18 protein-coding genes are annotated in these 16,053 nt (G+C 72.3%); 9 read left to right on the top strand and 9 right to left on the bottom strand.

The window, feature by feature from the left end:
* Nucleotides 1-3: 3 nt before the first annotated feature.
* A complete protein-coding gene (locus ACQP2Y_RS31270) occupies nucleotides 4-2,940 on the bottom strand; it encodes a glycine--tRNA ligase (protein ID WP_433718867.1) in 2,937 nt (978 codons plus the stop codon).
* A 44-nt stretch (nucleotides 2,941-2,984) separates the two neighbouring features.
* Here ACQP2Y_RS31270 and ACQP2Y_RS31265 point away from each other — a divergent pair, with 44 nt between their 5' ends.
* Nucleotides 2,985-4,136 (top strand): acyl-CoA dehydrogenase family protein, encoded by a 1,152-nt coding sequence (locus ACQP2Y_RS31265; RefSeq protein ID WP_433718865.1) that lies wholly within the window; start codon nucleotides 2,985-2,987, stop codon nucleotides 4,134-4,136.
* Here the strand turns inward: ACQP2Y_RS31265 and ACQP2Y_RS31260 are convergent.
* The 4 genes from ACQP2Y_RS31260 to ACQP2Y_RS31245 are packed head-to-tail and all read right to left on the bottom strand — an operon-like array spanning nucleotide 4,133 to nucleotide 6,220.
* Complete coding sequence (locus tag ACQP2Y_RS31260) at nucleotides 4,133-4,546, bottom strand: hypothetical protein (protein ID WP_433718863.1); 414 nt, start codon at nucleotides 4,544-4,546, stop codon at nucleotides 4,133-4,135. The genes ACQP2Y_RS31265 and ACQP2Y_RS31260 overlap by 4 nt on opposite strands.
* Before the next feature lie 33 nt (nucleotides 4,547-4,579).
* A complete protein-coding gene (locus ACQP2Y_RS31255; RefSeq protein ID WP_433718862.1) occupies nucleotides 4,580-4,951 on the bottom strand; it encodes a hypothetical protein in 372 nt (123 codons plus the stop codon).
* Nucleotides 4,948-5,826, bottom strand: a complete 879-nt coding sequence (locus tag ACQP2Y_RS31250) for an ABC transporter ATP-binding protein (RefSeq protein WP_433718859.1) — start codon at nucleotides 5,824-5,826, stop codon at nucleotides 4,948-4,950. The genes ACQP2Y_RS31255 and ACQP2Y_RS31250 overlap by 4 nt, the downstream gene beginning before the upstream one ends.
* On the bottom strand, nucleotides 5,816-6,220 hold the full coding sequence (locus tag ACQP2Y_RS31245; RefSeq protein ID WP_433718857.1) for a GntR family transcriptional regulator: 405 nt from the start codon (nucleotides 6,218-6,220) through the stop codon (nucleotides 5,816-5,818). Before ACQP2Y_RS31245 ends, ACQP2Y_RS31250 begins: the two co-directional genes overlap by 11 nt.
* Nucleotides 6,221-6,282: 62 nt before the next feature.
* On the opposite strand from ACQP2Y_RS31245, the gene ACQP2Y_RS31240 reads away from it, so the two are divergent.
* The gene (locus ACQP2Y_RS31240) at nucleotides 6,283-6,885 is read left to right on the top strand and encodes an SAM-dependent methyltransferase (RefSeq protein ID WP_433718856.1); all 603 of its coding nucleotides are present in this window, start codon (nucleotides 6,283-6,285) and stop codon (nucleotides 6,883-6,885) included.
* Here the strand turns inward: ACQP2Y_RS31240 and ACQP2Y_RS31235 are convergent.
* On the bottom strand, nucleotides 6,785-8,038 hold the full coding sequence (locus ACQP2Y_RS31235) for a sugar efflux transporter (RefSeq protein ID WP_433718853.1): 1,254 nt from the start codon (nucleotides 8,036-8,038) through the stop codon (nucleotides 6,785-6,787). The two genes, ACQP2Y_RS31240 and ACQP2Y_RS31235, sit on opposite strands and share 101 nt — an antisense overlap.
* A 29-nt stretch (nucleotides 8,039-8,067) precedes the next feature.
* Nucleotides 8,068-8,214 carry a hypothetical protein gene (locus tag ACQP2Y_RS31230; RefSeq protein ID WP_433718852.1) on the bottom strand — a complete coding sequence of 49 codons (147 nt, stop codon included), beginning with the start codon at nucleotides 8,212-8,214 and terminating at the stop codon, nucleotides 8,068-8,070.
* A gap of 105 nt (nucleotides 8,215-8,319) precedes the next feature.
* Between ACQP2Y_RS31230 and ACQP2Y_RS31225 the strand changes: the two genes are divergently transcribed.
* Nucleotides 8,320-9,333 carry a LacI family DNA-binding transcriptional regulator gene (locus ACQP2Y_RS31225; RefSeq protein ID WP_433718850.1) on the top strand — a complete coding sequence of 338 codons (1,014 nt, stop codon included), beginning with the start codon at nucleotides 8,320-8,322 and terminating at the stop codon, nucleotides 9,331-9,333.
* 15 nt (nucleotides 9,334-9,348) lie between these two features.
* Here ACQP2Y_RS31225 and ACQP2Y_RS31220 read toward each other — a convergent pair whose 3' ends face one another.
* Entirely contained in the window at nucleotides 9,349-10,203 is an 855-nt protein-coding gene (locus ACQP2Y_RS31220; RefSeq protein ID WP_433718848.1) for a L,D-transpeptidase, read from the bottom strand.
* Between the two features lie 138 nt (nucleotides 10,204-10,341).
* Here ACQP2Y_RS31220 and ACQP2Y_RS31215 point away from each other — a divergent pair, with 138 nt between their 5' ends.
* The 3 genes from ACQP2Y_RS31215 to tnpB all read left to right on the top strand — a co-directional run bounded on the left by ACQP2Y_RS31215 (nucleotide 10,342) and on the right by tnpB (nucleotide 13,152).
* Nucleotides 10,342-11,109 (top strand): SIR2 family NAD-dependent protein deacylase, encoded by a 768-nt coding sequence (locus tag ACQP2Y_RS31215; RefSeq protein ID WP_433718846.1) that lies wholly within the window; start codon nucleotides 10,342-10,344, stop codon nucleotides 11,107-11,109.
* 88 nt (nucleotides 11,110-11,197) lie between these two features.
* Complete coding sequence (locus ACQP2Y_RS31210; RefSeq protein WP_433718844.1) at nucleotides 11,198-11,776, top strand: IS607 family transposase; 579 nt, start codon at nucleotides 11,198-11,200, stop codon at nucleotides 11,774-11,776.
* Entirely contained in the window at nucleotides 11,773-13,152 is a 1,380-nt protein-coding gene (gene tnpB / locus ACQP2Y_RS31205) for an IS607 family element RNA-guided endonuclease TnpB (protein ID WP_433718842.1), read from the top strand. The genes ACQP2Y_RS31210 and tnpB overlap by 4 nt, the downstream gene beginning before the upstream one ends.
* Here tnpB and ACQP2Y_RS31200 read toward each other — a convergent pair.
* The gene (locus ACQP2Y_RS31200) at nucleotides 13,139-13,606 is read right to left on the bottom strand and encodes an Lrp/AsnC family transcriptional regulator (RefSeq protein WP_433718840.1); all 468 of its coding nucleotides are present in this window, start codon (nucleotides 13,604-13,606) and stop codon (nucleotides 13,139-13,141) included. The two genes, tnpB and ACQP2Y_RS31200, sit on opposite strands and share 14 nt — an antisense overlap.
* A gap of 78 nt (nucleotides 13,607-13,684) precedes the next feature.
* Between ACQP2Y_RS31200 and ACQP2Y_RS31195 the strand changes: the two genes are divergently transcribed.
* Genes ACQP2Y_RS31195 through ACQP2Y_RS31185 form a run of 3 tightly spaced genes read left to right on the top strand, consistent with a single transcriptional unit; the run spans nucleotide 13,685 to nucleotide 16,047 of the window.
* Nucleotides 13,685-14,725 (top strand): Glu/Leu/Phe/Val dehydrogenase dimerization domain-containing protein, encoded by a 1,041-nt coding sequence (locus tag ACQP2Y_RS31195; RefSeq protein WP_433718838.1) that lies wholly within the window; start codon nucleotides 13,685-13,687, stop codon nucleotides 14,723-14,725.
* Nucleotides 14,722-15,510, top strand: a complete 789-nt coding sequence (locus ACQP2Y_RS31190) for a class I SAM-dependent DNA methyltransferase (RefSeq protein ID WP_433718834.1) — start codon at nucleotides 14,722-14,724, stop codon at nucleotides 15,508-15,510. The genes ACQP2Y_RS31195 and ACQP2Y_RS31190 overlap by 4 nt, the downstream gene beginning before the upstream one ends.
* Nucleotides 15,511-15,528: 18 nt before the next feature.
* Nucleotides 15,529-16,047 carry a 2'-5' RNA ligase family protein gene (locus ACQP2Y_RS31185; RefSeq protein ID WP_433718832.1) on the top strand — a complete coding sequence of 173 codons (519 nt, stop codon included), beginning with the start codon at nucleotides 15,529-15,531 and terminating at the stop codon, nucleotides 16,045-16,047.
* Nucleotides 16,048-16,053 lie beyond the last annotated feature (6 nt).

Below are 16,053 nucleotides of genomic sequence, written 5' to 3'. Positions count from 1 at the left end.
GGTTCAGAGGCGCAGCTGGGGCCAGTCGAGCAGGCCGGCGCCCAGGTCGCGGACCGTGGCGAGCAGCCCGAGCCGGGCCGAGCGCAGCGCCGGGTCGTCCGCCATCACGAAGACGTCGTCGAAGAACGCGTGCACCGGGGCGGTGAGCGGCCCCGCGACCGTCGTGAAGCGGCTCAGGTCGGCGTCGGCGGGCAGCTCAGCGCGTACCGCCTGGACCGTCTCGTGCAGCGTGACCTCGGCCGGCTCCTTGAGCACCGCCGGGTCGTACTGGGCCGGCGTGCCGTCCGGCACGATCCGCCGGGCCCGCTGGATCGCCTCGGCCAGGGCCAGGAACTGCGGGTCGGCGATCAGCCGGCCCAGCTGCGCGAGCAGCAGGTCCGCGAAGGACGGCCGGCCCGCGTGCGGGAGCACGGCCCGGACCCGGTCCACCGGGTGGCCCTCCTCGACCAGCACCTGCTCCAGCCGCTTGGCCAGGAACTCGCCGGCGTCCGCGAGCACCGCGGCCGGCACCTCGACCGGCTGCAGCGCGCCCGCGGCGGCCAGCGCGGCGGTGAGGTCGATGCCGGTCAGCTCCGGGTGTGCGCGGTGCACGGCGAGCAGGCCGAGCACGGCCCGGCGTACCGCGAACGGGTCGCTGCTGCCGGTCGGCAGTCCCACCGTCGCGGCCAGCCCGGCCACGAGGTCCAGCCGGTCGGCGAGTGACAGCAGCGCGCCCGGCACCGAGGCCGGCAGGTCGTCGCCCGCGCTGCGCGGCAGCTCGGCCTCGTAGACCGCCTGCGCGACCGCGGGGGTCTCGCCCGCGTTGAGCGCGTAGTCGCGGGCCAGGACGCCGGCCAGGCTGGTCATCTCGGTGACCAGCTGCGAGCCGAGGTCGAACTTGACCAGCTGCGCGGCGCGTTCCAGGGTGGCCGATGGCTGCGGGGCCAGCGAGCCGGCCAGCTCGGCGATCCGCGCGGCCCGGTCGGCCATCGAGCCCAGCTTGTCGGTGAAGGTCAGCCGCTGGAGCTTGTCGCGCATCGCCGCGAGCGGGGTCTGCCGGTCGGCGCGGTAGAAGAACGCCGCGTCCTCGTACCTGGCGCGCAGCACGGCCTCGTTGCCGGTGCGGACCCGCTCGACGTCGACCGGGCCGTTGGCGACCGTGACGAACATCGGCAGCAGCGTGCCGTCGGCGTCGCGGACCGGCAGGTAGCGCTGGTGCTTGCGCATCACCGTGGTGAGCACCGCGGCGGGCAGCTCCAGATACTTCTCGTCGAACGTGCCGAGCAGCGGCGTCGGCTGCTCCACCAGGTAGGTGATCTGGTCGATCAGCGCGCTCTCGCCCGCGACGTCGATCCGGCCGGTGTCCCAGACCAGGTCCTGCGCGCCGGTGACGATCAGCTCGCGGCGGTCCTCGGCGTCGGCGACGATCCCGTTGACCGCGAGCGTCTCCATGAACGTCTCCGCCGAGGCCACGCTGATCGCCGGCTGCGCGGCGGTGCGCAGGACCCGGGTCTCGCGCCCGGCCAGCAGCGCCGACACGGCCAGCGGGACGACCTCGTCGCCCCACAGCGCGACCAGCCAGCGGATCGGCCGGGTGAAGGCGAGCTGCGGGTCGTTCCAGCGCATGTTCTTCGCCGAGCGCAAGCTGCCGGCCACCTTCGCCAGCACGTCGACGAGCACGGCGGGTGCCGCGCGACCGGCCTCGTGCCGGCGCACGACCAGATGCTGTACGCCGTTGAGCTCCGCGGTTTCCAGCGACTCCACCGGCACACCCTGGGAGCGGGCGAAACCCTCGACGGCCTTCGCCGGCGCACCGGCCTTGGGGCCCTTGACCGTACGGACGTGGTCCTGCTCGCGGGCGGCGACCTCGGTGACCACGGCGATCAGCCGTCGCGGCGTGGCGTGCACCCGGACGTCGCCGTGCGCGAGCCGGGTGCCGCCGAGCCGTTCGGTGAGCTCGCGCTGCACGTGGGTGTGGGCGGCGCGGGCCTCGCTGGGCGGCATCTCCTCGGTGCCGACCTCGAAGACCAGCGTCCGCGGCGTGTCACCGGCCGGGGTGGCCTCGAAGGCGGCGGCCGGGGGCAGCGGGCTGACCAGGCCGAGCGGGTGACCGAGCTCGTCGCGGCGGGCCATCCAGAGCCGGGCGACGTCACCGGCGAGGCGGCGCATCCGGGCGAACTCGGCGGCGCGGTCGGCGGTGGACACGGCGCCGCGCGAGTCGAGCACGTTGAACGCGTGCGAGCACTTCAGCACGTACGTGTGGGCCGGCACCGGCAGGCCCTCGTCGATCAGCCGCTGCGCCTCGGCCGCGTACAGCTCGAGCAACTGGCGGTTGGTCGCCACGTCGGCGTCGTCGAGGTAGTAGCGGGACATCTCGTACTCGGCCTGGCCGAAGACCTCGCCGTAGCTGACGCCCTCGGCGTACGCGATGTCCTTGAAATGGGTGACGCCCTGCAGCGCCATGATGATCCGCTCGATGCCGTAGGTGATCTCCACCGATGGCGGGTCCAGATTGATGCCGCCGGCCTGCTGGAAGTAGGTGAACTGGGTGATCTCCAGGCCGTCCAGCCAGACCTCCCAGCCCAGGCCCCAGGCGCCCAGCGCGGGGGAGGCCCAGTTGTCCTCGACGAACCGCACGTCGTGCGCGGCCACGTCGATGCCGAGCGCGGTGAGACTGCCCAGGTAGAGCTCCTGTGGGTTGCCGGGGTCGGGCTTGAGGATCACCTGGAGCTGGGTGTGGGTCTGCAACCGGTTCGGGTTCTCGCCGTAGCGGGAGTCGTCGGGGCGCACGGACGGCTCGACGTAGACGACCCGCCACGGCTCCGGCCCGAGCACCCGCAGGAAGGTCGCGGGGTTGAGGGTCCCGGCGCCGACCTCGGTGTTCATCGGCTGCACGACCAGGCAGCCCTGATCGGTCCAGTACGCGGTGAGGCGGGCGAGGGCGTCCTGCATGGTGAGCATGACCTCACAGTCTAGTGAGGCCGTCACCTGGGTATACGAACCCCATGTCGGAGCTACTGGTAGGAGATCTGTACCGCTTCCAGGACCTGCTGAACGCCGAGGAGGCCGCCGTCGTCGAACGGGTCCGCGCGTTCCTGGCCGCCGAGGTCGTGCCGATCGCGAACGACCACTGGGCCCGCGCCGAGTTCCCGTACCAGCTGATCAAGGGCTTCGCCGGGCTGGGCCTGGCCGGGCGCAAGCAGTCGAACCTGCTCTCCGGCTGGCTGGCGATGGAGATGGGGCACGCGGACGCCTCCATGGCGACGTTCTTCGGCGTGCACGCCGGGCTGGCGATGGGCAGCATCGAGACCTGCGGCTCGCCCGAGCAGCGGGAACGCTGGCTGCCGGCGATGGCCGGCTTCGACAAGATCGGCGCGTTCGCGCTGACCGAGCCGACCGGCGGCTCGGACGTGGCCGCGGGCCTGCGCACGACGGCCCGCCGCGACGGCGACAATTGGGTGCTCAACGGCCAGAAGCGCTGGATCGGCAACGCCACCTTCGCCGACCTGACCGTGGTGTGGGCCCGTGACGTCGCCGACAACCAGGTCAAGGGCTTCGTCGTCGGCAAGGACACCCCCGGCTTCACCGCGACGAAGATCGAGAACAAGATCGCCCTGCGGATCGTGCAGAACGCCGACATCACGTTCACCGAGTGCGTGGTGCCCGAGACGGACCGGCTGCAGAACGCCGGCACGTTCAAGGACACCGCGAAGATCCTGCGGCAGACCCGCAGCGGGGTGGCCTGGCAGGCGGTCGGGGTCATGCTGGCGGCGTACGAGATCGCCTTGAAGTACGCCAAGGAGCGCGAGCAGTTCGGGCGGCCGATCGGCTCGTTCCAGCTGGTCCAGGACCTGCTGGTGCGCATGCTCGGCAACGTCACGTCGTCGCTGGGCATGGTGGTCCGGCTGACCCAGTTGCAGGACGCGGGCGAGTTCCGCGACGAGCACTCGGCGCTGGCGAAGGCGTACACGACGACCCGGATGCGTGAGGTGGTCGGCTGGGCCCGCGAGATCCTGGCCGGCAACGGCATCGTGCTGGACTACAACATCGGCCGTTTCGTGGCCGACGCCGAGGCGCTGTACTCGTACGAGGGCACCCGCGAGATCAACACGATGATCGTGGGCCGGGCGGTGACCGGCCTGAGCGCCTTCGTCTAGGGGCGCATCGTGGTCCCGGTGAGGATCCGTCGTCCGATCAGCACGGCGGCGACGGTGCCGGCGGCGAGAGCGTGGGCCGCGAAGGTGGCGGTCTCGTTCTCGGTCTGCGTCCCGAGCAGCTGGGAGAGCGTCTCGGACCAGGACGTCAGCAGGTAGGCGAGCAGCCCGAGCAGCAGGCCGCCGAGCTGCGCGGCGACGAGCGCCACCGGCCACGCCACGACGGACACCACCAGGGTGCGCAGCGTGCGACCGCCGGCCAGCCCGATGATGCCGGCCAGGGCGGTGACGAAGACGGTCTGCATCACCATGAAGCCGATGCTGTTCTTGTGGACCTCCCGCAGCAGGCCGTAGCCGAGACCGTCCACGACCAGCGCGTACCGGGCGGCCGCCAGTCGGAAGGTGATCGCCACCGCGGCCGTGCAGAGCGCGCCGGCTGCCAGGGCCTAGAAGAGCTTGGCGGACAGCCAGCGCAACCGGGGCACCGACTGGGTGAGGACGAAGGCGTCGGTCGACTCGTCCCGCTCCCGGGCGAACAGTGGCACGCCCAGGATCAGCGCGATCAGCAACGGCACGAAAGCGGCGACCAGGGCGATGGCCTGTCCCAGGTTCGTCGCCGCGCCCGGGGGCAGGCAGCTGACGCCCTGCTCGCACAGGCCGGTGCGGTCCGGCGCGTAGTCCTCGATCACGAGGCCGTGCGCGTGGACCTGCTGCTGGATGACGCGGGCGCCGACGAGGATGAACGCCGTCGAGACGGCGCTCAGAGCGGCCGCGACGATCAGGTACGGCCGCAGCAGACGCAGGGCGAGCCAGTTCATGCGGTGGGGACCTTTCGCGTCGGTGCCCTCAAATAGCCGAGGAGCAGTTCCTCCAACGTCGGCCGGTGCCACGCCAAGCCGCCGCCCGGGGCGGCCCCGGCCGGGCGGATCAGGGCGGTGGCGTCGGCGCCCGCGGCGCGCACTTCGACGACCGCGGAGCTGTCGAACGCGCTGAACTCGATGCCGGCCCCCACCGCGACCAGATGGCCATCCAGCGCCGCCTCCACCTCGGCGGCCAGGCGTACGCGCCCGTCGGCCAGCACCACCACGTGGTCGCAGACGCCGTCGATGTCGGCCACCACATGCGACGACAGCACCACGGTCGTGCCGTGCTCGGCGACGTCGGCCATCAACGTCCCGGCGACCTCCGTGCGGGCGACCGGGTCGAGCGGGGCCAGCGGCTCGTCCAGCACCAGCAGATCGGGCCGCTTGGCCAGCGCCATCACCACCGCCAGGCGGCTGCGGTGCCCCGGCGCGAGGGAGCCCACGCGCGCGGCGCCCGGCATTGCCGCGTCGTCGGTGAGCCGTTGTGCGTACGCCGCGTCCCAGCGCGGGTTGAGCCGGCCGCCGAGGGCGAGCGTCTGCGCCACGGTCAGCATCGGATACAACGGTGCCTGCTGCGCCACGTACCCGATCCTGGGGAGTGAGCCGTCACCGGCGGGCTCGCCGAACACCCGCACCTCGCCGCCGTCCGGGCGCAGCAGCCCGGCGGCGGCGCGCAGCAGCGTGCTCTTACCGGCGCCGTTGCGTCCGACCAGCGCGGTGACCGCACCGGCCGGCACTGTGAACGAGCAGTCGTCCAGCGCGCGCTCCCGGCCGAAGCTGTGGGTGACCCCGGCGACCTCCAGGGCGGGCGTCGTCCGGTCAGCCGACATGGTGGGCCTCCGGCACGGCCGCCACCTCGGCCACCAGTGCCTGCATGTCCGAGACATCGAGACCGGCCGCGTGGGCCCGGGCGACCCAGGACGCCAGCTCATGCCGCAACGCCCCGAGGTTGTCGGGCAGCGGCGCCAGGTGTTCCCGGACGTACGTGCCGGAGCCTTGCCGGGCCTCCACGAGCCCGGCCAGCTCCAGCTCCCGGTAGGCCTTGAGCACGGTGTTGGGATTGATGCGGGCGCTCTCGGCGACCTCACGGGCGGTCGGCAGCTGGTCACCGGGCGCCAGCCGGCCCATCCGGATCGCCTGGCGCACCTGCTGCATGAGCTGGGCGTACACGGCGGTCCCGGTCCGACGATCGATCCGGAAGATCACGACGACAACCAATCCCATAGTTGACTAGTGGACTTGGGTCCGTACGCTACCGCGCCCGGGGCTTCGGGCACAATCTCGGCGTGACAGAAGCAGACACAGCCCGGCCGCCCGCCGAGACGGTCTCCCAGGAGCACTTCATCGGCCTGTACCTGGCCAAGACCGATCCCTGGGACGTCGCCACCAGCTGGCACAACCGGCGCAAGTACGCGGTGACCATGGCCGGCCTGCCCCGCGAGCGGTACCGCAGCGCGTACGAGCCCGGCTGCTCGATCGGGCTGCTGACCCGGATGCTCGCGGAGCGGTGCGACCAGATCCTGGCGGTCGACTGCGTGGACGAGGCGGTGGAGTCAGCCCGTGCGGAGGTTCGCGACTTCCCCCACGTACGGGTGGAGAACGCCATGCTGCCGGCCGGCCTGCCGGACGCCACCTTTGATCTGATCGTGCTCGGCGATCTGCTCTACTACCTGTCCGCCGAGGACCTGGAGGCCACGCTCGACGGCCTGGTGCAGCGCCTGGAGCCGGACGGTGACCTGGTCTCGGTGCACTTCCGCGACCAGCAGACCGGCGGCAACCACGACGGCCTCAACGTGCACGCTGCGCTGGCGGCCCGGCCGGGTCTGGAACGCCGGATCCATCACGAGGACGAATGGTTCCTGCTGGACGTGCTGCGCCGGGTCCGCTGACCCTGGCTGCGGCGAACAAGGCACATCCGCCGGCGGCGAGCGCCCCGCAGAGCAGCAGCGCGGACCGGTAGCCGAGGGCCTGGGCGGTGGCGCCGGCCAGGACGCCGGAGATCAGTGAGCCGATGGTCAGGGTGTTGGCGTACATGGTGGTGGCGCGGCCGGTGGCGTGCGGCAGCAGGTCCTGCACGTACGTGATGCCGAGCGCGCCCACCACCGCCAGCGCGACGCCGCGGGCGACCTGGGTCGCGATCAGCAGCGGCATGCCGGCGCTGATCGCCACCAGCACGAAGTAGGCGGTGAACAGCAGCATGCCCAGCAGGATCACGCGCTTGGCGACGCGGGAGGGCAACAGCATGACGCTCAGTGCGGCCGGGATCTCCACCACCGCGCAGATACTGAACAGCAGCCCCACGTCGCTGTCCGGGCGGGCCAGCGTCCGGGTGACGTAGAGCGGCAGCGCGACCGACCCGGCCAGCATCGCGGTGTGGAACAGCGTGAAGCTGCCGGCGATCAGCAGCATCGACCGGTTCAGCCGTTCCCGGCCGGCCTCCGGCGCCGCGACCCGGACCGGCGCCGGAGTCGGCCCGAGCGCCACCAGCGGCAGTGCCACCAGCGCGAACGCGGCCGCGGTGAGCGCCATCAGCGCGTCGTAGCCGCGCCAGGCCAGCACGGCCGCGCCGACCAGCGGGCCGATGGCCCAGGCCAGCGACCACACCGAGCGCAGGGCGGGGGTGCGGCGGCCGGCGGCGTCGCTGCCGGAGCGGTCGAGATGGGTACGGGCGAGCGTGAAGAGCTGCGGGAACGCGGCCATCCCGGCCCCGAGCAACCCGACGCCGATCAGGGCCAGCAGGGCGTAGTCGGTGGTGGTCGTCAGGGCCAGGTAACCGGCCGCGGGGGCGGCCACGGCGACGAACGCCGGCCACCGGCTCGCGGACCGGTCGTAGCGGCGGCCGAGCCAGGTGCTCACCGCGAGGCCGCTGATCGCGACGAGCGACAGGAAGACCCCGACCTGGAACGGCGACAGCCGCGCCTCGTCGGCCCCGAAGAGCACCAGGTACGGCCCGATCATCGAGTCCGCGATGCCGAGCAGCAGCACACCGGCCAGCAGCGGCAGAAATCTCGAACGGCCCCCGGCCGCCGCGACAGTGGTCATTGGATCTCGCTACCCAGGGTCCACCGGCACTATGCACGCCCTCGGGCGACCCGGCGTACGACCGCCCGGGCCCACCGCCACCTCTCCCGGTGCACCTGCACCTCGGCGCCGGGCAGCGCCGAATGGCTGGTCCGCCGGGTCACCTGCACGCTCAGCAGCAGAGCCACACCTTCCATGAGCCACACCTCCTCCATCCCGTTAACGGTCACGTGACCGTTAACGGGATCGTCGCGCAGGTGCGGCCGGGCCGTCAACCCCCGGCGGTTTACGATGCGGTCATCGTGGGAGACAAACAGCAGGACACCGCCGGAGCGAGCGCCGGAAAACGCGCGACACTGCGGGACGTGGCGCGCCTGGCGGGCGTCTCACACCAGACCGTGTCCCGGGCCATCAACGACAAGGGCGAGATCGACCCGGAGACCCGCCGCCGCGTCCTGGACGCCGCCCGGCAACTGCACTACCGCCCGTCCCGCTTCGCCCGCGGCCTGGTCCGCCCCGGCGCGACGACCGTCGGCCTGATCGTGTCCGACGTGGTGAACCCGTTCTTCCCCGAATTGATCGCCGGCGTCCTAGAAGCGGCCGAGCAACGCGGCTGGCAGGTCCTGGTCGCGAGCACGCAGGACGACCCCGGCCGCGAACCGCAGCTGCTGCGCTCCCTGGCCGGCCAGGTCGACGCCCTGATCGGCTACCTCTTCCAGCCGGACGACGTGGTCGCCGCCGCGGTCGAGGGCGTACCGCTGGTCGTCATGAGCCGGCGCGCCCGCGAAGCGGCCTTCGGCTCCGTCGACATCGACCTCGAGACAGGCGTCCGCGCGGCCGTACGGCACCTGGTCGCCCGCGGCCACCAGCGGATCGGCATGATCGACTGCCCGGACGCGGCCGACCCGGCCCGCAAGGCGATCTTCCTGGCCGAAGCCGAGGACCAGGGCCTGCCGGTGCCGCCGGACGCGATCATCGGCGTCGAGCAGTCCATGGCGGGCGGCGAATCAGGCTTCGAGAAGCTGCACGCGGCGCGCCCGGAACTCACCGCGATGTTCGCCTTCAACGACCTGATCGCGCTGGGCGCGTACCGGGCGGCCCGGCGGGCGGGCCTGGCCATCCCGGACGACGTGGCTCTGCTCGGCTTCGACGGCCTGAATCTCGGTGAGCTGCTGGACCCGCCGCTGACAACCATCGCGATCGACAAGCGCCGGATGGGCGAGCTGGCGGTGGCGGAGGTGCAGCGGCTGCTGGCGGGCGAGCCGGGCGGACTGGCGCTGGTGGAGACCGAACTGCTGATCCGCGGGTCCGCCTGAGCCTGGCGGCCGGTCTCAGTCGACGACCGCGACCAGGGTGCCGTGCCCGATGTGCTTCAGCAGGGTGCGCTGAGCCTCCCGCGGCATCCGTACGCACCCGTTCGACGCGCTGCGGCCGAACGCGCCGCTGTCGTACCAGCCGTGGATGCCCGTGTGCGCGCCCCGCAGCGCCGCCGGCAAGGACCGGCGGTTCTCCGGCACCGAGCTCAGCGCCAGCGCGTCCACGTTCGCGTACGCGGAGCCGCTGGTCGGGGTGCGGCCCAGCACGAAGCTTCGGCCCAGCGGGGTGGGTGTCGCCGTCGTGCCGGTTGACACGGTCCAGGCCGCCTTGCGGATGCCGTCGCGGCGCCAGATCAGTTTGTGGGTGCGGCGCTGGACGATGAGGTGGTCGCGCAGCGGCCGCGGTGACCAGCCCTTCGGTGGCAGCCAGCCGATCCGGCGGTTCGCCGTGGGCAGCAGCACCGCGACCCAGCCCGAGCGCCGGTCGGTGATCGGCAGGATCAGGGGCATGCCGCTGATCTCCGGGGTGAGCCGGGCGCGGGGGCGGCCGCCGGGCGCGTCGTAGACCGGGATCGACCGGGTCGGCTGCAGGCCCTCGGTGACGGCGGTCAGGGACATCGCCGCCGGGTCGGCCGGGAAGCCGCGGGGGGCCGTCCAGTAGTCGATCACCGGCAGGCCGGCCGGGGCCGGCGCCGCCGGCAGGGTCGGCTCCGGGGTCCGGGCCGCGACGCTGGGGGAGGGCGCGGCGGGTGCCGGCGCTGCCGCCGGGTGGTCATCGGTGCTGGTCAGGAAGCCGGCGCCGGCGGCGACGCAGGCGGCCAGACCGATCAGCCCTGCTCCGGTACGGGTGACGCGCAGGGCTCGGAACACCCGCCCACCGTATGCGCCGCAGCCGGTCAAGCCCCCGGATCGCCGGACCGTCCACCGGAACGGAGGAATCTGAGCCGAACGCCCGCCCACCCGTAACCCGTTCGACCTCCGGGGTTGCCCCTCCTAGCATCGGCGACCATGAACACGAGCTGGATGGACGGAATCTCGCGGGTCGCGGTGCTGACCGGGGCCGGCATCTCCACCGATTCCGGGATCCCGGACTACCGCGGGCCGGACGGCGTCTGGACCCGTGATCCGGCGCTGGTCGACGCGTTCACGTACGGGTCCTTCATGGCCGATCCGGGTGTCCGCGAGCGGTTCTGGCGCACGTACCTCGGGCACAGCGCGTGGCGCGCGGAGCCGAACGCCGCCCACCGGGCGCTCGCCGCACTGGAACGCACCCCGGTGGCCGTGCGGATCCTGACCCAGAACGTCGACGGGCTGCATCAGCGGGCCGGTTCCAGCGCCCGCAAGGTGCTCGAGCTGCACGGCAGCATGCACGAGGTCGTCTGCACCGGCTGCGGGCAGCGTTCGCCCAGCCGGCCGATCCTCGACCGGGTGGCCGCCGGGGACGGCGACCCCCGGTGCCCGGCGTGCGGCGGGATCCTCAAGCTCGCGGTGGTGCTGTTCGGGGAAAACCTCGACCCGGGTACGGCGGGACTGGCCGAGCGGATCGCGGCGCATAGCGAGGTGCTGCTGGTGATCGGCAGTTCCCTGCTGGTCGAGCCGGTGGCGTCGTTGTGCGCGGTGGCCCTCAACGCCGGCCACCGGCTGGTGATCGTCAACCGGGACCCGACGCCGTACGACGAGCTGGCCGCCGCGGTGATCCGTGAGCCGATCGGCGTCGCGGTGCCGCAGCTCTGCGCGGCTCTCACCGAAGCTGCCGGATCCACGGTCCGCGGCTGATCCGGCCTGCGCCGGTCAGTCGTTGAGGGCAGACAACTACTGGCGCATCAGTCGTCATTAGTGGTCAACAGTAGTCTAAAGTCACGTTATGAACTTGAAGGAGTGGGCGGCAGCCACTGGAATCTCGTACGCGACCGCGCGGCGGCGGTTCGAGTCGGGAACGCTGCCTGTTCCTGCGTACCGGCTCGGGCGGCTGATCATGGTCGGCGAGCCGTTGACCGGTGCGGTCCGGCCCGCAGAGCAGGTCGTGGTCTACGCCCGGGTGTCGTCGGGAGATCAGAAGCCGGACCTGGACCGGCAGGTCGCCCGGGTCGCCGTGTGGGCTACCGGTCAGGGCGTTGCCGTGAACCGCGTAGTGACCGAGGTCGGCTCGGTGCTCAACGGGCACCGCAAGAAGTTCCTCGTCCTGCTGCGCGACCCAGCCGTAACGACGATTGTGGTCGAGCACCGGGACCGGTTCGCCCGCTTCGGTGCCGAGTACGTCGAGGCCGCGTTGTCGGCGCAAGGACGGCGGCTGCTGGTGGTCGATGCGGACGAGGTCGACGATGACCTCGTCCGCGACGTCACCGAGATCCTGACCTCGCTGTGCGTCCGCCTGTACGGCCGTCGCGCCGCGGCGGACCGTGCCCGCCGCGGTGTCGAGGCGGCCACCAGGGGTCCGGCGTGAAGACGATCCAGGCGTATCGGTTCGCCCTCGACCTCACCGCGGCGCAGGAACGAGCAGTCCTCGCCCACGCCGGGGCGGCGCGCGTCGCCCACAACTGGGCGTTGGCCCGGCTCAAAGCGGTCATGGACCAACGCAGGGCCGAGCGCTCCTACGGCGTACCGGACGAGCTGCTGACACTGTCGCTGTCCTGGTCACTGCCAGCATTACGTAAAGCATGGAACGCGGCCAAGGACACCGTCGCGCCGTGGTGGCCCGAGGTGTCGAAGGAGGCATTCAACACCGGCCTGGACGCCCTGGCCCGCGGGCTGAAGAACTGGGCCGAATCCCGAAAAGGCACACGGGCCGGGCGCCCGGTCGGGTTCCCCCGGTTCAAGTCCCGCCACCGCACCACACCCAGCGTGCGGTTCACCACCGGAGCGATCCGGGTGGAGCCGGACCGGATGCATGTGGTGCTGCCCCGGCTGGGCCGCCTGAAGCTGCACGAGTCCGCCCGCAAGCTCGCCCGCCGCCTCGAAGCCGGCACCGCACGGATCATGTCCGCGACCGCGCGGCGTGACGGCGGCCGGTGGCACGTCGCGTTCACCGTCGAGGTCGAACGGTCCGAACGCCTCCCGGCCCGGCCCTGCTCGGTAGTCGGCGTGGACGTCGGCATCAAGCACCTCGCGGTGCTGTCCACCGGCGAACTCGTCGACAACCCGCGCCACTTGACCTCCGCTCAGCAGCGGCTCCGCGCACTGGGACGGGCACTGTCGCGCAAGACCGGACCGGACCGGCGCACCAGCCGCCGGCCGTCGAAACGCTGGGAACGGGCCGCGGCCCGGCTCGGCCGCGCCCACGCCCGGGTGGCGAACCTACGCCGGGACGGCCTGCACAAACTGACCACCCGGCTCGCCGTAACGCACCCCACGGTCGTGGTGGAAGACCTCAATGTTACCGGGATGCTCGCCAACCGGCGCCTGGCCCGGCACATCGCCGACGCCGGGTTCGCCGAGATCCGCCGCCAGTTGGCCTACAAGACCAGCTGGAACGGCGGCCGCCTCCTCACGGCCGACCGCTGGTATCCATCCTCGAAAACCTGCTCGGGCTGCGGCGCAGTGAAAACCAAACTCGCCCTGCACGAGCGCACCTACGAATGCCAGGCATGCGGCCTGGTCATCGACCGCGACCACAACGCCTCACTCAACCTCGCCGCGCTCGCGGCTGAGTCCTACACTGCCGGGAGTGGCCCGGTGGCAGCACGTGGAGCCGACCAGAAGACCCGCGTACGCGGGCAGGTGGCGATGAAACGTGAACCCGGCACGGCATCCGCCGGTCAGACCGGGACCGTCCCGCCGCAAGGCAGGACTACTGATCAGGCGCTCACTAAAGCGCACTGAGAGGTAACGGTTCGACGACCATCGTGCGGGCGTGCTGGTAGATCACCGAGCTGCGGAAGCCGAGGATCTCCCGGCGCTTGCTGAACTTGTCCATCAGGAACGCGTGCAGCGCGTCGACGCTCGGCACCGCCACGTGCACCAGGAAGTCGTCGGCGCCGGCCACCACGAACACCGACAGCACCTCGGGCAGCGAGGTGATCGAGGTCTTGAAGCTCTCGATCACCTCGCGGCTCAGCGGGCGTACCTGGACGTGCAGCAGCGCCTGCACCGTCCGGTTCAGCGCGGCCAGGCTGATCTCCGCGTGGTAGCCGGTGATCACGCCCCGGGCGCGTAGCAGCCGGACGCGTTCGAGGCAGGTCGACGGCGCGATGCCCACCGCCCGGGCCAGCTCCCGGTTGGTCTGCCGGGCGTCCTGCTGCAGATGCCGGATGATCGCCGCATCAAGTTCGTCCACGGTCGCCACCTCCCGTCATCTGCCGAATATAGTTCGGAGCCGCGACTGGTGGACGGAACGAGCTCCTATGGTCCGGGCATGACTACCGCATCAAATTTCGACGAGTTCGAACGGGTCGTGGCCCGCCGGGGTGTCCGCAGCGGGCTGCCGGTGATCGTGGCGGTGCACTCGAGCGCCCTGGGTCAGGCGATCGGCGGGTGCCGGCTGGCCCCGTACCCGGATTGGCGCGACGGCCTCACCGACGCGCTGCGGCTCTCCGCCGCGATGACCGCCAAATGCGCGGTCGCGGGCCTGCCGCACGGCGGCGCCAAGACCGTGGTGGCTCTGCCACCGGGAACGACGCTCGACACCGGGCTGCGCCGGGCCGTCCTGCACGACGTCGGCGACACCATCGAATCGCTCGGCGGCGACTACGCGACCGGGCCCGACGTCGGCACCGGCCCGGACGACATGGCCGTCATCGGCGAACGCACCGACCACGTCTTCTGCCGCCCGGTCGGCGCCGGCGGCAGCGGCGACTCCTCCGGACCGACCGCCGAGGGCGTGCTGGCCGCACTGGCCGCACTCGCCCCGGTGGCCGGCCGGCGGTTCGCGATCATGGGCCTGGGCCGGGTCGGCGCGCACGTGGCCCGCGAACTGGCCGCGTCCGGCGCCGAACTGGTGGTCAATGACGTGGACGACAGCCGCCGGCAGCTGGCGGCCGAGCTCGGTGCGACCTGGACCGACGACATCCTGACCGCGGAGGCGGACGTGCTGGTGCCGGCGGCCCTCGGCGGGGTCCTGACCGCGGCTACGGTGGCCCGGCTGCGCTGCGCCGAGATCTGCGGACCGGCCAACAACCAGCTGGATCGGCCGGCGACGGCGGATCTGCTGCACGAGCGGGGCATTTTGTGGGCGCCGGACTTCGTCGTCAGCGCGGGCGGCGTCATCCACGCGACCGGGGTGGAACTGCGCGGGGAGACGGAAGCGGAGGCCACGGCCCGGGTACGCGGCATCGCCGGCACGTTGACCAGGGCGCTGGACTCGGCTCGGCGTCGCGGCATCACTCCGCTGGCGGCGGCGCATGAGCTGGCCCGGGCACGCATCGACAGCGCCCGGCAGGCGACGATGGCCGCATGAGTGAGCCTTTCCCCGACGCCGGCCCCCGCCCGAGCGACGCCGGCCCCCGCGCCAGTGACGCCGGCTCTCGCGCGAGCGACGCCAGCCCGCGTCCGAGCGACGCCGGTCCGCGCCCGGGTGAGGGCGGGGACTCGGGTGAGGCCGTGCGCCTGCGCGACACCTACGACAAGGTCGCTCGCGCCTACGACGCTCAGCTGGCCGATGAGCTCGACCACAAACCCCTGGACCGGGCGCTGCTGGCCGCGTTCCTGGAACTGGCCGGGCCCGGCCGGATAGCGGACGTCGGATGCGGTCCCGGGCACGTCACCCGCTTCCTGGCGGCCCGGCATCCCGACGTGACCGGCCTGGACCTGTCGCCCGAGATGATCGCGATAGCCCGCGAACGCGCGCCGGAGATCCCGTTCACGGTGGCGTCGATGCTGTCCCTGCCGGTCGCCGACGGTGCGTGGGCGGGGGCCGTGGCGATGTACTCGATCATTCACCTGAGCCCGCCGGACCGCGTGGCGGCGTTCGGTGAACTGGCCCGGGCCATCCGCGGCGATGGCCGGCTGCTGGTGTCCTTCCACGTCGAGGGCCCGGACGTGCCGGCCGGCGGTACCAGCCATCTGACCAGCTGGTTCGGGGCGCAGGTGGACGTGGACGTGCACTTCCTGGACCCGGACGCGGTGCGCGCGGACCTGGTGGCGGCCGGGTTCCGGATCGAGTCGACGATGCTGCGGGAGCCGCTGGACCCGGCCGAGTTTCCGAGCCGCCGGGCCTACCTGCTGGCGAGGCGGGTCCGGTGATCCGCATAGGGTGAGCGGGTGGTGGCGGCGATCGAGCTGTATCTGGACGTCGACGCGTCCCGCCGGGTACGCAAGCTGTGGCAGGCCCTCGAGGAAGAGGGCGTGCAGACGCTGGCGTCCCTGCTCGACGAACGCCACCGTCCGCACGTGTCACTGGCGGCCGCCCGGCGGCTGGAGCCGGAGGCGGTGACGGCGGCGCTGGCGGGGCACGCGGTGGGGGGCGGGCTGACGCTGGAGCTGGATTTCGTCGGCCAGTTCATCGGGCGGGTGCTGTGGCTGGGGGTCACCCCGACCTTGGAGCTGCTCGAACTGCACCGCGCGGTGCATGACCGGCTGGCCGGGCGCGGCATCGAGGTCTGGGAGCACTACCGGCCGGGGCGGTGGGTGCCGCACTGCACGATCTCGATGCGGGTGCCGAACCCGCTGATGGGCGCGGCCGTCCGCCGCTGCCTGGAATTCCTGCCGATCCGAGCCACCGTGACCGGCGCGGCCGTCACCGACCACGCCAACGACGTCGCCCAGCCCCTCACCCCCTGAGCCCGG

This window comes from Actinoplanes sp. CA-051413, assembly GCF_050955795.1.
GTDB lineage: Bacteria > Actinomycetota > Actinomycetes > Mycobacteriales > Micromonosporaceae > Actinoplanes.
The sequence above is the reverse complement of the archived record's forward strand: the minus strand, read 5'-3'. Positions and strand labels throughout refer to the sequence as shown.

Coding starts and splice junctions, on each gene's coding strand:
- ACQP2Y_RS31270 (WP_433718867.1), bottom strand. CDS start 2,940: ATGCTCACCATGCAGGACGCCCTCGCCCGCCTCACCGCGTACTGGACC.
- ACQP2Y_RS31215 (WP_433718846.1), top strand. CDS start 10,342: ATGAACACGAGCTGGATGGACGGAATCTCGCGGGTCGCGGTGCTGACC.
- ACQP2Y_RS31190 (WP_433718834.1), top strand. CDS start 14,722: ATGAGTGAGCCTTTCCCCGACGCCGGCCCCCGCCCGAGCGACGCCGGC.
- ACQP2Y_RS31210 (WP_433718844.1), top strand. CDS start 11,198: ATGAACTTGAAGGAGTGGGCGGCAGCCACTGGAATCTCGTACGCGACC.
- ACQP2Y_RS31245 (WP_433718857.1), bottom strand. CDS start 6,220: ATGGGATTGGTTGTCGTCGTGATCTTCCGGATCGATCGTCGGACCGGG.
- ACQP2Y_RS31195 (WP_433718838.1), top strand. CDS start 13,685: ATGACTACCGCATCAAATTTCGACGAGTTCGAACGGGTCGTGGCCCGC.
- ACQP2Y_RS31265 (WP_433718865.1), top strand. CDS start 2,985: ATGTCGGAGCTACTGGTAGGAGATCTGTACCGCTTCCAGGACCTGCTG.
- ACQP2Y_RS31255 (WP_433718862.1), bottom strand. CDS start 4,951: ATGAACTGGCTCGCCCTGCGTCTGCTGCGGCCGTACCTGATCGTCGCG.
- ACQP2Y_RS31230 (WP_433718852.1), bottom strand. CDS start 8,214: ATGGAAGGTGTGGCTCTGCTGCTGAGCGTGCAGGTGACCCGGCGGACC.
- ACQP2Y_RS31250 (WP_433718859.1), bottom strand. CDS start 5,826: ATGTCGGCTGACCGGACGACGCCCGCCCTGGAGGTCGCCGGGGTCACC.
- ACQP2Y_RS31235 (WP_433718853.1), bottom strand. CDS start 8,038: ATGACCACTGTCGCGGCGGCCGGGGGCCGTTCGAGATTTCTGCCGCTG.